Genomic DNA, 13,468 nt, shown 5'->3' on the forward strand with positions numbered 1-13,468 from the left:
CTACCTGGTCTGGGAGCCACCGTTGAAGTCGATGGTCTGCCCCGTCATACCCCCGGATTCATCGGACGCCAAGTAAGCACATGCCGCGCCTACTTCGATGGCATCCCCCAGACGCCGGATCGGTATGGTTGCGATGATGTCGTTGATCATCTCCTCGGGCATCTTCTCCTCGAGATTCTTCTGATGCCCTAACGCCAGAATGTTTGCAGTGACGCCGAATTGGCCAGTCTCCGCAGCAAGGTGACGGATAAAGCCCTCGACACCGCTCTTTCCCGTCGCGTACATCGAGACCCCGATATTCTGGCCGGTACGAGCAGAACCTGACGAGATCTGAACGACACGACCCCATCCTGCGTCACACATGCCTTCGAGAACCACCTGGACACAATTGAAAGCACCGAAGATATTGAGATCGATCGGCGCACGCCATTGCTCCGGTGTGAGCTGCCGGAACGGAAGGTTGAACCGCCCCTCGGCAATTCCGGCATTGTTCACGAGAATGTCCACATGCCGCCCGAACAGCGTCTCCGCAGCGCGCACATGCTCGACAACCGCGTCGTAGTCGGTGACGTCAAAGGCGGAAGCGAGCGCTCGACCGCCCTCTTCCTCGATAGCTGCCGCCACTTTCTCTGCACGATCGGCAAACAGATCGTTCACGATTACAGCTGCGCCCTGGCGCGCAAGCACCGTGGCAATCCCTGCTCCGACACTCTGACCTGCGCCGGTCACAAGTGCGACCCGACCTTCCAAGCTGAACACGAAGGTTTCTCCTCTCGATAGACACGAACGCCACGTCGACGACGTGTGATCCAGTCCACAACTTTATATGACAAAAGTCAACTGTCTGGACAAATTATTGGATCCAATAATGTGGCAAGAAATCCTGCCTTGACATAGAGCTCACATCGTCAACGAATCGTGAACGCCGACAGATCAGGCTCGCGCAACATCGTCCAGAAGTCGACCATGCGCCAAGGGCTTGGGAGGATCACACGACCTGCCCGATTGCGGTAGTAGGTGTGCGCACCGGTCGCGATAGTCCACACTGTGTTCTCCAGTTGCGCTGCGACTCTGGCGTTGTACTCCACGGCTGCCTCGGCAGTCACTTCGATGGAATTGCCGCCGTTTTCCACGAGGATCTGCAGGCATTCGAAGATGTAGTGCAGGACGGATTCTGTAGGAAAATTGTGCCCACCACCGTGTCCGGGACTGGTATTCGGGGCCGACGTCACGAAAAGGTTCGGGAAGCCTGGGACTGTACCGCCAAGGTAAGCGAACGGATCATCGCCCCGCCACTCGTCATTCAGAACACGACCCTCACGCCCGACGATATCCATCGGAGACAGAAAATCGAGAGTGAAACCCGTGGCGTAAATGATGACATCCACTTCATGTGTCCGGCCGTCGGCAGTAACCACCCCACTCGGAACAATCTTCTCGATGCGCTCACTCGTCAGGCCAACGTGCGGAAGTTTGAGCGAGGCATAGAAATTGCCGGGATCCCGGATCAACCGCTTGCCGGCCGGCGCGTAATCGGGGGTGAGCTCGGCCAGAAGATCCGGCCGATCGGCAAACATACTGTGCAGGTAGGCAAGCCCTGTTTGCATCACTCGATCGTTCGCGGCCGAAATAGACACGTTGTTCTTCGCCCACTCCGGATCTGCACGAATGTTGTCGTACAGGTTGTCGCTCAGACCCCAATAGGTCTTGAGTCGAAACCACTGGTTGTAGAACGGCAACCGCGCGAGGAGCCAGCGCTCGGTGTCCGGCACGACGCCCGAACCCGGAGCACCCGGCATCACCCAGTGTGGTTGCCTTTGAAAGAGAGTCAGATCGGAAACGGAGTCTGCGATCTCTCCTACCACCTGCACCGCGGTAGCTCCCGCACCGATTACTGCGACTCGCTTGCCTTGGAGATCTGCATCTTTCCACTGGGCAGTGTGCATGGAGATGCCCTCGAAGTCTTCGATTCCGGAGACCTCCGGAAACTTCGGGCGGTTCAAGAATCCGAAAGCAGTGATGACGATGGTCGCCCGCGAGGTTTGCATCGTGCCGTCGACGGCACGAATCGATAACTCCCACTCCGAATCTCGTTCGATCCATCGAAGTCCGGTGACCTCGGTGTCGAAACTGATGTGCTCCTTGATGCCGTGCGATTCCACGACCCGTCGCAGATACTGCTGGTACTCGTTGCCCACGGGGTAGTACCGAGTCCAGTCTGCATTCAGATCGAACGAATACGAGTAGTACAGACTGGGAGTATCCACAGCCACTCCGGGGTACGTGTTCATTCGCCATGTGCCCCCGATGTCGTTGCTCTGTTCGAAAATCTCGTATTCGTAGCCGAAGCGCTCCGCCATGATTCCCGCAGCGATACCGGCCATGCCCGCACCGAGGACAGCGATTCGCATGCCCGGCTTCGGAGACTTGGTTCGCGGTACAACCGATTGCGACGGAACAAAGCCGCTCTGTTCCAACAGCAGAGGCAGAAATTCGGGCGACACTTTCTCGCCCACTGCGATCTCGACCATGCGTGCGAACACGTCGAGGTCTCCGACAAGCAGTTCCGGGACGCTCGGCGCAGCGCCGAGCGCTCCTAGTAGAAGATCCGTTACCGATGCACGAGCACCAGCTTCCATCGTGACCACAGGCAGCGCATTGCGCCCCTCTCCCGGCCGACGGCTGATCGACGACGCGTATCGATCGAGAAGTGTCAGATCACCGGTCGCGTGTGCGGCGCATAACAGCAGGATCGCCGGATCCGCATCCTGCAGGTTCCTGGCGAGAGTCTCACGGTCAAGCGCAACAGGTTCCTGGTCGAATGTTTCCACAGCAGCTTGGTCGGTCGATTCGTTCATATGCCTTCTCTATCGTTATTGGTATAGGAAATTGGATCCAGCAAAATGCAGATGGACCCGTTCTCTCCATTCCACCGAATGGGGCAGAACGGTAGGTCAGTGCGCCGGCCGCGTCGCTCCACCAGCGCGAAGCATCAGACTGGTACTTGCTTCGCCACCGTGTCGGTGCAAATTCATCAGATTCACAAGTTGCTCGTTGTCACCCACAGACAACGCTGCGATCATTTCGTCGTGCTCGCGCACCACTCGAGCGCGCCCTTCAGGGTCGTACAGGTACACGGCGTGATAGGGCATAGCCAGCGTCCACAATCGGCGCAATTCCGAAACGATCAATTGCAGCGGCGACCGATCGAACATCGCGAAATGAAACTCCCGATTTCGCATACGCATCAGTAGGTAATCCTCCGAATCGGCCGCTGCAGCCACTGCGACGGCCAAATCTTTGACTTCCGCCAGAGCCGCATCGTCGAAAACCGGTAGAGACAGAAGCACTTCCTTCTCGAGTGCAGCCCGCATGAGGTAGATCTGATCGAACTCCGACTTTTCCAGCCGCGCTACGGCGTACCCGACATTGTGTACGTGCCGGACAAGGCCCTCCGAGGTGAGTTGCCGCAGTCCTTCCCGGATAGGCAGTCGGCTGACGCCCAGGCGTTCTGCCATGGTTTCCTGCCGAATCTGTTGTCCCGGCAGCAGTTCCCCGGTGATGATCATTCGCTCGATCTCCGCAACGACCCGAGATGCTGCCTGCTCCGAGACCGATCGCCCCTGAGCTACTACTCCGCCGGTCGACGACGACTCGGTCTCGAGCTGGCGCGCTTTCGATCTGGGGGACACGAATTTCTCCTCTAGGACATTTTTCTCGACGGTTCCGATGCTCAGCGTGGCGATCGGCACCGATCTCGGATACACCATTGTTGCATCACCGCTGTCTGCTGCCGTTGCCTCTCGGTCGCGTCTCGCCGCCGCTAAGCGAGAGTGTCTATCGACTCCGCGTCGTATCCCATGGCCGCCAGAACCTCGACGGTGTGAGCGCCGCACTTCACCGCCGGAGTCTGAGCGGCCGTCTTCGCATTGCCCAGCGAGATAGGAACACCGATTCCCCGGTATCCGTCACGTTCGACAAATAGCTCACGATGGCGCACTTGAGGTGACTGCAGCGCCTGCGCCACTGTGTTTACCGGACTGCACGGAACACCAGCTTCGGTGAGCCGGGCACCCAACTCCTCGCGTCGCCAGGTCTCGATCAGAGGCGCGATCAGCGCAATTAACTCCTCGCGGTGTTTATGGCGGTCACGATTGGCAACGAAGCGAGGATCCGTAACGATCTCGGGAACACCGAGAACCGCTGCAAGCGAGGCGAACTGCCTGTCATTTGCTGCACTGATGAAGAAATCACCGTCACGTGTAGCAAAGACCTGATAGGGCACGACTGTCGGATGGAGCTCGCCGGTCCGCTGGGGCACAACACCACTGACCGTCCAATTCGCGGCGTGGGGATGAAGAATCGAGATCACCGCGTCGAGAAGTGCAATGTCGACCAGTTGCCCGTTCCCGGTCCTCGTCCGATCGAGGACGGCTAGCAGAACTCCGCTGAACGCCAAGTTCGCTGCCACGATGTCGACGATCGGAACACCAACTCGAAGCGGATTGCCCTCTGGATACCCGTTAACGCTCATCAATCCGCCGAACGATTGCAGTACTGCGTCGTAACCGGGTAGGCCGCCCATCGGGCCATCGACACCGAATCCCGTTATCCTGCAATAGATCATGCCTGGATTCGCCGGAGCGAGAACGGACTCGTAGTCGAATCCCCATGCAGCGAGCGTCCCGGCCTTGAAGTTCTCGACCACTACGTCGGCAGCTCTCAGGAGATGCCCGAGTACCTCACGCCCCTGTTCGGTTCGCAGGTCGAGGCAGATGTTGTCCTTACTGTGGTTCATGCCGCCGTAGTAAGCACTGATTCCGTCCTCGTCGAACGGTGGCCCCCAACCCCGGGTTTCGTCCCCGCTGGGAGCCTCTACCTTGAGCACGTCCGCGCCGTGATCCGCAAGCATCTGAGCAGCGTACGGTCCGGCCAGAACGCGGCTCAGATCCAGAACACGCAACCCGGAAAGGACGCCGTCACGATCCGTCGACCGCCACGCCGCTCGGCCGTCGATCACGACGGGTGGTGTGACGGCATTGGCTTCGCTCGACGACGTGAACACACTCATGCGCTGATCTCTCCCTTCACGATGTCCCTACCCGGTTCGAAACCGGTAACTACGTCCCACAGATCAAACCCCTGATCGAGCACCCGAGAGGCCACCTGATCGGCCCAGTACTCCTCTGATTCCCATCTCTCACGCCACGCCCAGAGCGATGTGGTCGAACGACCGAGCGCATGTTCGGAGGTAAATCCAATGGCACCGTGGATTTGGTGTCCGGCAGCTCCGATCTCACGCGCCGATGCAAACACGAAGCTGGCCGCGGCAGCTACGTCCACTGCCGACGACGGCGCGTCGGCGTCAACTGATTCGCGCGCCGTCGCTGCTGCTGTCTCGACAGCCTTCGTAACGCTTGCCAACTGGGCCAGGCGCTGTTGCACAGCCTGGAACTTCGCCAAGGGTCGGCCGAACTGAGTTCGTTCACCGGCGTATCGGACGGTCGCATCACAGACCGCGCGTGCGGCCGCAGCCGACGCAGTCGTGTACGCCAACGCTCCGCGTCGGATCACATCGTCTCGAACTACGTTCTCGGCGCAGCCGTGGCAGGTAACCGGCGTTCCGCTGAGCACTATGTCGTTCACCGGAATTCCGGTCGTATCCGTCCCGGGCAACACCGTGACCGATGCGTGGTCCGTGGATACCAGCGCAACATGGCAGGTCGGCTCGCGTGGGATCACGACAACAACAGTTCGCGCCAGTTCACCCCACACGACTGCCTCGAGTCGACCGTCGAGAATCAGGCCGCCGGCGCCATCGTCACGCACAGCGATTTCGCCCTTCGTCGATACCGTTGCAATGTCGTCGCCAAGACTCAAACCGGCTTCGGCAGCAATCCAGGCGGCCAACACACTGTGCTCCACGATCGGTGTTGCGGCACCGCGACGAGAGAGGACACTCACGATTTCGAGCGCGTCGGAAAGGCTTCCACCGCTTCCACCCGATTCTTCCGGCACTCCCAGCGTGGTGAAACCGGCGTCATGCAACGCACGCCATACTGCGTCGTCCGCATGCTGGAGGGGCACCTCGTGGCTTGGGCCGGCGCGGTCGATCATCGCGTTCGCGGCATCGATGAGATCCGCTCGATATTCACTCATCTGAGCCCCATTCCGCGTCCGATGATGGAGCGCAGGATTTCGTTGGTTCCGCCACGAAGGGTGAACGCTGGTGTGTGCAACAGGCTCTGCGCAAGCAATTCCGCAAACGGATCCTCGGTGTGCAGACGCGCGGCCACGGCACTCGATCGCCGGACGACGTCGACGAGGTCCCCCTCGAAAGTCGAACCCAGATCCTTGACCATCGCAGCCATGACGTCGGGCGACCGTCCTGCCGCCAGTTCCGTGGCGACGATCAACGACATCCTGCGCAATGTCCACGCTCGGGACGTGAGCATGCCCAAAGCCACGCGTTGTTCTGGCGTAGCTCCCTGTGCTCGTAGCCTTTCCGCCCACGCCCGCAGCAACGGCATCGTGCTCAGATACCGCTCCGGCCCCGAACGTTCGAAGGCGAGTTCACTCATTACCTGCACCCAGCCGTCGGCCCGTGTCCCGAGTAGCGCCGAGCCGGGAATCTTCGCATCGTGGAAGATGACTTCGTTGAAATGCGCCGCTCCGTCGATGCTCCGGATCGGGCGAATCTCGATGTTCGGGTTCGGTAGGTCCACCACGAACTGAGACAGTCCCCCGTGGCGGCCCGACTCGTCAGTGTCTGTACGGGCGAGAACGATCATGGCGTGCGCGAGATGCGCTCCGGTGGTCCATACCTTCGTTCCGGTCAGACGCCAGCTGTCGCCGTCCTCGACGGCCTTGGTTCGAACGGATGCCAAGTCGGACCCGGCATCCGGTTCGCTCATTCCGATGGCAAAAAAGGTTGTACCGGAGGCAATTCCGGGAAGATAGCGTTCCTTCTGCTCCTCGGTGCCGAACTTCAGCAGGTTTGGTGCCGTTTGCCGGTCCGCGATCCAATGGGCGGCAACGGGCGCTCCGTGCGCAAGCATCTCCTCGGCGACGACCAGTCGCTCGAGGGGGCTGCGGCCATGCCCTCCATAGGCAGTAGGCACGACCATGCCGAGCCAACCTCGCTCTCCGACTCGCGCACTGAAAGCAGGGTCGAAGCCAGCCATCCAACTATCGCATTGTGGGATGAAAGTCCCGGTGCTGATCTCGGCCGCGAGAAATTTGCGAACTTCGTTTCGCAATTCTCGATGCGTCGAATCAGCACTTCCAGTAGTTGGCGCCATCTCGGTGGCGGTCACAGCACCCTCCTCGTCCGGTCTGTCGAAGACCCGTCGAACTCACCATACGTTATTGGATCCAATTTATGATTCTTTTTAGATGATCCGTGTACCGTGGGTGACACTTCACCCCCGATGCTCGGTAGATATTTCCTCGACGGAGGCTCACAGAAATCATGACCATGTCCGCCACACCACACTCGAAATCGAGCCGGACGAATCATCAACTGGACCCCGAGGTCGCGGCGATGGCCGAGACCATGAAGCGGAACAACGTTCCTCGATCCCACGAAAGAGGGGTCGAGGAATCCCGGCGCGCACTCGAGTCGATTGTGCGCGGCCCCGGACCCGACATGCGCACCGTCGAGACGACGTCGTTCACTGGAATACACGGCGAAGTACCTGTGCGCGTATACATTCCATTCACGGCACCTGAGACGGGAGCGCCCGCACTCGTTTGGTTCCACGGCGGCGGCATGATCATGGGTTCGCTCGATTCCTTCGATCTGCTCGCGCGTGAGATCGCCGCCGCGACCTCTGCGTTGATCCTGAACGTCGACTATCGGCTCGCACCGGAACATCGGTACCCCGTCGCGAATGACGAAGCCTACGAAGCACTTGCATGGGCCCACAGCGAAGCCGATCGTTTCGGCATCGATCCACTCCGTATCGGCGTAGGCGGAGACAGCGCCGGCGGGAGCCTGGCTGCCGCGACAGCGCTTCGGTCAAGGAACGAGCACGGTCCTCACATCGCACAACAAGTCCTGATCTACCCAGGCCTCGAGCGTCGGCAGGACCGGCCCTCGATGCGCGAGTTCGGCGACAGCCCGTTCCTGTGCACGGCCGACATCGACTGGATGAAGTCGTTGTACCTCGGCGAGGATTCCAGCCGCGACGACGAGTACGGTGTCCCAGCACTGGCATCCGACCTCACGGACCTGCCGCCCGCGGTCGTCGTATCGGGATACGCCGATCCGCTGCGTGACGCGGTGGAAGATTACGGCCATCGACTCCAAGACGCAGGGGTGCCCACGGCAATCATTCGCTACCCCGGCGTAGCGCACGGATTCTTCATGCAGACGCAGTCGGTAAAACGCGCTCGAATCGCCATGTCGGAGGTTGGCGGACTCGTCGCAGCACGGTTCGCCGGCACTCGGTGACTCCCCCGGAGCGGGAAGCGGACTACGATTCCTTCGGTGTCACGTACTCCATCCCTTCCTGTCGCACTGCTTCGATACATCGACCTTCTTGCCTTCTCCTCACACAGCAGTGCAAGCCGGCGACGTTTCGAGTCGGCTACCGGTGTGGCCGTTCCTCGTTCAGGCATCGAGACGCTGGAGATTCTCGCGAACAGCCCGCTCACAGGGAGTGAGCTCGCCGCAACTCTCCGGGTCGACATCACACAATCGAGTCGTCAGGTGACACGCCTGGTGCGAGCAGGACTAGTGATCAAAGAGCGTGCACCGGACGACGGCCGGCGCATCGTGCACTTCCTGTCCGACTACGGATTGCAAGTTGTGCTCAGATGGCAGAGATCGTGGTTGACGGAAATGCGACGCCCCCTGGACACGTGGGCGGACGACGACGTCAATGGGTTTGCCGACTGGATCGAGTGCGCAGTCGACCGAGTTCGGAGAACGCTTCCCGTTCCCGCTGGAACGGAACCGGATGTCGCCGAGCAGAGCGGAACCCGGATTGCGATATCGGAGATCGCCGGAAACCCCGTAGAAGCAAGGTGTTTGAGCGCGATCGCAGATTTTGTCTATCTGATCGGTCGAGCCGATTTCGATGCTGCCCTCGCCAAAGCGCGCGTATCACTCAGTCCCTCCCAGTACTTCGTTCTTCAAGACATCGGGTGGTTCGGGCCGACGAGCGTATCGGACGTTGTTTCGCGACTCGCGCTCGATCAAGCCGCCGCGTCCCGGACTATTTCGTTTCTGGAATCGGAAAACCTGGTCCTCCGAACCGACGGAGGAAGCGATCGACGCAGTCGTCCTGTCGAAACGACGGCAAGTGGCGCGTCCATACTGGCCCGGATACGAACCTCTCGACTCGACAGCCTGCGGAACCTATTCGCCGATATCGACCAGGACCTGGCGCAGCACTACGCAGTGCTTACCGATCACTACCTCGACGACGTTCTGAGTACTGCCGACATGACGGCGGTCCGATACGGCTGAGTACCGGGGGTCGACAGCGGGTCAGGGAACTCGTGCGGCCGTCACTCGGTTACGCACGAACAACACCGACCCGAGTACCGTTGCCGCAAAGCAGGTAAAGGCACCGAGCAGTAGTCCCGCTCTGCCTCCCCACTCCTGACACACCCAACCCGCAATTGGCGCGCCGACCGCCGAGGACCCAATGAACGCGGCCGACCATAAAGACATGACCCGCCCTCGCATCGCCGGATCCGCTTCGAGCTGCAGAGAGCTACTCACTGTCACCGCAAACGAAACACTGCACATCCCGACGGCCACCAACACCGCCAGCAAAATCCATTGCGCCGGCGAAACAGCGGCCACTACAAGAGCCAACCCGAATACCGCGCAGCTGGTAAGCAACGGCATGACCCCCGTCCTGCCCCACGCAGCCATCAGCAAACCGCCGATCACAGCACCGATCGCCATAGCCGTCGTCATGAACCCGTACATCTGCGCGTCGGCTCCGAACGTCTGCGTGGCGACAATCGGGAAAACCACGTGAAATTCGTACGTCAAACATCCAACCAAAGCCATCATCAGAAGTGGCGTCAGAAGTTTCGTCTCGGACCGCACATAGGCCAGACCATCTCTCATCTGACGCTTGACCCGGCCGATACCCGGCGCAGCGACCAGTGCCGAGACATCCAATCGGGCAAGCGATACGACCACGGCGCCGTACCCCACGGCATTGACCAGAAAACAGATCCCCAATCCGCCCGCAGCAATCGTCACGCCGGCGAGCGCCGGTCCCACGGCCCTGGCCACGCTGCCCACAGTCGAGTTCAGGCTGACCGCGTTACGAAGATCTCCGTGACCGACCAACTCCGCGACAAATGCCTGCCTGGCCGGATTCTCGAAGCACTGCACCAAACCGAACAGACCGGCAATCACGTACACGTGCCACAAAGCGACGACGTCGAGGACAACCAGAACTCCGAGGACGAGGGCGAGCAATCCCAACGTCGTCTGCAATCCGATCATCAAAGTGCGCCTGTCGAATCGATCGGCGATCACTCCCCCGTACGGTCCGAGCAGCAACATCGGAATCGTTTGCAACGCCAACACGATGCCGATTGCCGTCGCAGAACCGGTTAACTCGAGAACCAACCAGGACTGAGCAATCGTCTGCATCCAATTGCCCGTCAACGAGACCGACTGCCCCGACATGAACAATCGAAAATTAGGATTCGACAGCGAAGCAAACGTCCTCGCTTGCAGACCCCGAATCCCGTCGACGACAGCCGTCATCGCACTGTCTCAGAACTGTTCGGTGCCGAACGCTCATCCGAGTGCATAATCAGAACAGGATCATTCCGCGAATAATCGACGCCGCCCGCATGTCCTCGAACGCCTCGTTGATCTCATCCAACACGTACGTCTTGGTGACCATTTCGTCGAGAAGGATCTTTCCCTCCATGTACATCCGTAGCAGTAGCGGAATATCCGAACGCGGATTGGCATTGCCGTACCACGATCCCGAAATCGACTTCCGCATCGACGTCAGACCGATCAAACTCAGATCAACTGTCATCTCGAGCGGATCGCCGATCGAAACCTGGACACACACACCACCTTTGCCCAACATATTCACCGCAGGAGCCAACAGATCCCGCGACATCTTGCCTACCGTGATCACCACGACGTCCGCCATCGCGCCCCACGTCAGGTCAACGAGAAGTGACTGCGCCTCTTCGATATCGGCCGCCGTATGAGTTGCACCGAAGCGCTTCGCCTCCGATCGCTTGAACTCGGACGGGTCGACGACAACAACATGACGCGCACCAGCCTGAGCCGCGCCCTGCACGGCACCACATCCCACACCACCCATGCCCAGAACCACGACGGTATCGCCGGCTGTCACCTTGCCCACGTACACCGACGAACCCCACCCTGTGGTGACACCGCACCCGACCAAAGCCGCCTTGTCCAATGGCACGTCATTGGTGATCTTCACGCATGAGGCCTGATTGACCACCGTGTACTCGGAAAACGTCCCGACGATGCACATCAGGCGAGCATCCTTGCCCCGCACGTGATGTCGCGAGGTATCGTCACTGATCTGCGTGCCGACACCGATATGCGCGCCCATGTCGCACACGCTCGACATCCCCCTCGCGCACGCGCGACAACGCCCACACGCCGGAATGAAACTGAACACCACATGGTCACCTGGGGCCAGGTCCGTGACGCCGGAACCGATACGCTCCACCACACCTGAACCTTCGTGGCCGCCGATGAACGGGTACTGCATAACGTTCGTGCCGTCACGCATATGCTCGTCGGAATGACATAGCCCCGTGGCCGTCATCTTAACCAGCACCTCACCGTTTTTGGGCTCGTCGAGCTCGATCTCCTCCACCGACCACGGCTCTCCCGGAGCCCACAACACCGCCGCACGAGTCTTCACTATTCGACCTCTCCCTCTTCTCGCGCCGACCCCGCCAACTGATCGGCACTGACGTAAATCGACTGATACTCCACAAACGACGCCAAACCCTCAGGACCGAACTCGCGGCCGATGCCACTGGACTTGAAACCACCGAACGGCGAACCCAGATCCATCTGGTAGTAATTCACCCCGAACGTGCCGGTACGGACGCCACGCGCAATATCGATCCCGCGCTGTTCGTCGCGAGTCCACACCGAGCCCGCCAATCCGAATTCACTGGCATTCGCCAACGCAACAGCCTGCTCCACCCCGTCGTACGGGATCACCGCCACAACAGGGCCGAATACCTCTTCCTGCGCTAATTCACTCGAATTGTCCACGTCCGCTACAACTGTCGGTTCTACGAACCATCCGTCCGGAAGCGACTTCGGGCGTCCACCGCCGGTTACCACGCGGGCACCCGAAGCCTTGGCCGCGTCGACATAGCCGAGCACCCGATCTCGATGAGCACTCGACACCATCGGTCCACAGGTCACCTCCGGATTCAACGGATCGCCGAGAACCAACGAACGAGCGGCCTGTTCCACCACCTCCACCACCTCGTCGTAGCGCGATCGAGGTGCCAGAACACGCGAATGCAGAACACATGCCTGCCCATTGTTGATGAACGACGTCGAGTTCAGGTTTGCCGCAAAGACATCCAGATCGGCATCCTCACACACGATCGAGGCCGACTTACCACCCAGCTCGAGCGTCACCCGCCGCACCAGCCGGCCACACGACTCCCCGATCCGACGCCCCGCAGCGGTACTACCGGTGAACGACACCTTGTCGACACCGGGATGTGCCACCAAGGCTGCACTGACTGCCCGATCTGCGGGTACAACATTGAGCACACCCGGCGGCAACCCCGCTGCCTCCGCAGCATCCGCCAGCACAAACGCATCCAGCGCCGTCTCCGGCGACGGCTTCACCACCACCGAACACCCGGCGGCAAGCGCCGGGGCAATCTTTGCCACGGCAATCAGCAGCGGAAAATTCCACGGAACAATAGCTGCCACCACACCGACCGGTGCCTTCCGAACAATTGTCGCCCCACGGCCACTGGGTCTGATCTCCTCCAACCATCCGGATTCGATCAGATCGGCGTACTGGTGCAAAAGCCTCACCGGCACAGCAATATTAGCCCCGCGCGACACTGCTATCGGCGACCCGTTCTCACGACTGATCAGCTCCGCCGTGGCATCACCGCGCACCGACAACTCCTCCGCGAAGCGCCGCAGAACCTGTGCACGCTCTACGGGGGTCAAACGCGGCCACGGTCCCGAATCGAAAGCCGCTCGCGCTGCCTGCACCGCCGAATCGACATCCGCCAAGCCTCCCAAAGGCGCTGCCCCCAAAGGCTTTCCGGTTGCCGCCTCGAGCAGCATCAGTGAATCACCAGACGCCGGGGGAAGCCAACGACCGCCGATAAACAAATCATCCCGTGAATAATCAGACATCATCACTACTTCGCCTCCACAACAACTCATCCAAAAGAACAGCTTCCCAACGCATCTATCCGCCTTCCCCACATACGGGAG

The 13,468-nt window shown here is 60.3% G+C and carries 11 protein-coding genes; 2 read left to right on the forward strand and 9 right to left on the reverse strand.

The features are described 5' to 3' along the window. The 6 genes from FEZ60_RS27305 to FEZ60_RS27330 all read right to left on the reverse strand — a co-directional run bounded on the left by FEZ60_RS27305 (position 1) and on the right by FEZ60_RS27330 (position 7,301). Entirely contained in the window at positions 1-759 is a 759-nt protein-coding gene (locus FEZ60_RS27305) for an SDR family NAD(P)-dependent oxidoreductase (RefSeq protein WP_172937564.1), read from the reverse strand. Between the two features lie 149 nt (positions 760-908). Then, on the reverse strand, positions 909-2,858 hold the full coding sequence (locus tag FEZ60_RS27310; RefSeq protein ID WP_172937565.1) for an NAD(P)/FAD-dependent oxidoreductase: 1,950 nt from the start codon (positions 2,856-2,858) through the stop codon (positions 909-911). A 96-nt stretch (positions 2,859-2,954) separates the two neighbouring features. After that, positions 2,955-3,692, reverse strand: a complete 738-nt coding sequence (locus FEZ60_RS27315) for a GntR family transcriptional regulator (RefSeq protein WP_308191086.1) — start codon at positions 3,690-3,692, stop codon at positions 2,955-2,957. A gap of 131 nt (positions 3,693-3,823) precedes the next feature. Next, positions 3,824-5,071 carry a CoA transferase gene (locus FEZ60_RS27320; protein ID WP_172937567.1) on the reverse strand — a complete coding sequence of 416 codons (1,248 nt, stop codon included), beginning with the start codon at positions 5,069-5,071 and terminating at the stop codon, positions 3,824-3,826. After that, complete coding sequence (locus FEZ60_RS27325) at positions 5,068-6,159, reverse strand: acyl-CoA dehydrogenase (protein WP_172937568.1); 1,092 nt, start codon at positions 6,157-6,159, stop codon at positions 5,068-5,070. Before FEZ60_RS27325 ends, FEZ60_RS27320 begins: the two co-directional genes overlap by 4 nt. Further along, on the reverse strand, positions 6,156-7,301 hold the full coding sequence (locus tag FEZ60_RS27330; protein ID WP_045066739.1) for an acyl-CoA dehydrogenase family protein: 1,146 nt from the start codon (positions 7,299-7,301) through the stop codon (positions 6,156-6,158). Before FEZ60_RS27330 ends, FEZ60_RS27325 begins: the two co-directional genes overlap by 4 nt. A gap of 242 nt (positions 7,302-7,543) precedes the next feature. Between FEZ60_RS27330 and FEZ60_RS27335 the strand changes: the two genes are divergently transcribed. After that, a complete protein-coding gene (locus FEZ60_RS27335; protein ID WP_172937569.1) occupies positions 7,544-8,455 on the forward strand; it encodes an alpha/beta hydrolase in 912 nt (303 codons plus the stop codon). A 36-nt stretch (positions 8,456-8,491) separates the two neighbouring features. After that, positions 8,492-9,475 (forward strand): MarR family transcriptional regulator, encoded by a 984-nt coding sequence (locus FEZ60_RS27340; RefSeq protein WP_172937570.1) that lies wholly within the window; start codon positions 8,492-8,494, stop codon positions 9,473-9,475. A 21-nt stretch (positions 9,476-9,496) separates the two neighbouring features. Here the strand turns inward: FEZ60_RS27340 and FEZ60_RS27345 are convergent, their stop codons facing one another. Genes FEZ60_RS27345 through FEZ60_RS27355 form a run of 3 tightly spaced genes read right to left on the reverse strand, consistent with a single transcriptional unit; the run spans position 9,497 to position 13,387 of the window. After that, positions 9,497-10,744, reverse strand: coding sequence for an MFS transporter (locus FEZ60_RS27345; protein WP_045065239.1), 1,248 nt, complete (start codon positions 10,742-10,744; stop codon positions 9,497-9,499). 49 nt (positions 10,745-10,793) lie between these two features. Continuing rightward, a complete protein-coding gene (locus FEZ60_RS27350; RefSeq protein WP_045065241.1) occupies positions 10,794-11,903 on the reverse strand; it encodes an NDMA-dependent alcohol dehydrogenase in 1,110 nt (369 codons plus the stop codon). Further along, positions 11,903-13,387, reverse strand: a complete 1,485-nt coding sequence (locus FEZ60_RS27355; protein ID WP_106939752.1) for an aldehyde dehydrogenase — start codon at positions 13,385-13,387, stop codon at positions 11,903-11,905. Before FEZ60_RS27355 ends, FEZ60_RS27350 begins: the two co-directional genes overlap by 1 nt. Positions 13,388-13,468 lie beyond the last annotated feature (81 nt).

This window comes from Rhodococcus sp. MS16, assembly GCF_013277795.1.
In the GTDB taxonomy this organism is placed as follows: domain Bacteria; phylum Actinomycetota; class Actinomycetes; order Mycobacteriales; family Mycobacteriaceae; genus Rhodococcus_F; species Rhodococcus_F globerula.

Excerpts from the sequence above, each read along its gene's own strand:
- FEZ60_RS27310 (WP_172937565.1), bottom strand. The coding sequence starts at position 2,858 with ATGAACGAATCGACCGACCAAGCTGCTGTGGAAACATTCGACCAGGAA.
- FEZ60_RS27320 (WP_172937567.1), bottom strand. The coding sequence starts at position 5,071 with ATGAGTGTGTTCACGTCGTCGAGCGAAGCCAATGCCGTCACACCACCC.
- FEZ60_RS27325 (WP_172937568.1), bottom strand. The coding sequence starts at position 6,159 with ATGAGTGAATATCGAGCGGATCTCATCGATGCCGCGAACGCGATGATC.
- FEZ60_RS27330 (WP_045066739.1), bottom strand. The coding sequence starts at position 7,301 with ATGGCGCCAACTACTGGAAGTGCTGATTCGACGCATCGAGAATTGCGA.
- FEZ60_RS27335 (WP_172937569.1), top strand. The coding sequence starts at position 7,544 with ATGGCCGAGACCATGAAGCGGAACAACGTTCCTCGATCCCACGAAAGA.
- FEZ60_RS27345 (WP_045065239.1), bottom strand. The coding sequence starts at position 10,744 with ATGACGGCTGTCGTCGACGGGATTCGGGGTCTGCAAGCGAGGACGTTT.
- FEZ60_RS27355 (WP_106939752.1), bottom strand. The coding sequence starts at position 13,387 with ATGTCTGATTATTCACGGGATGATTTGTTTATCGGCGGTCGTTGGCTT.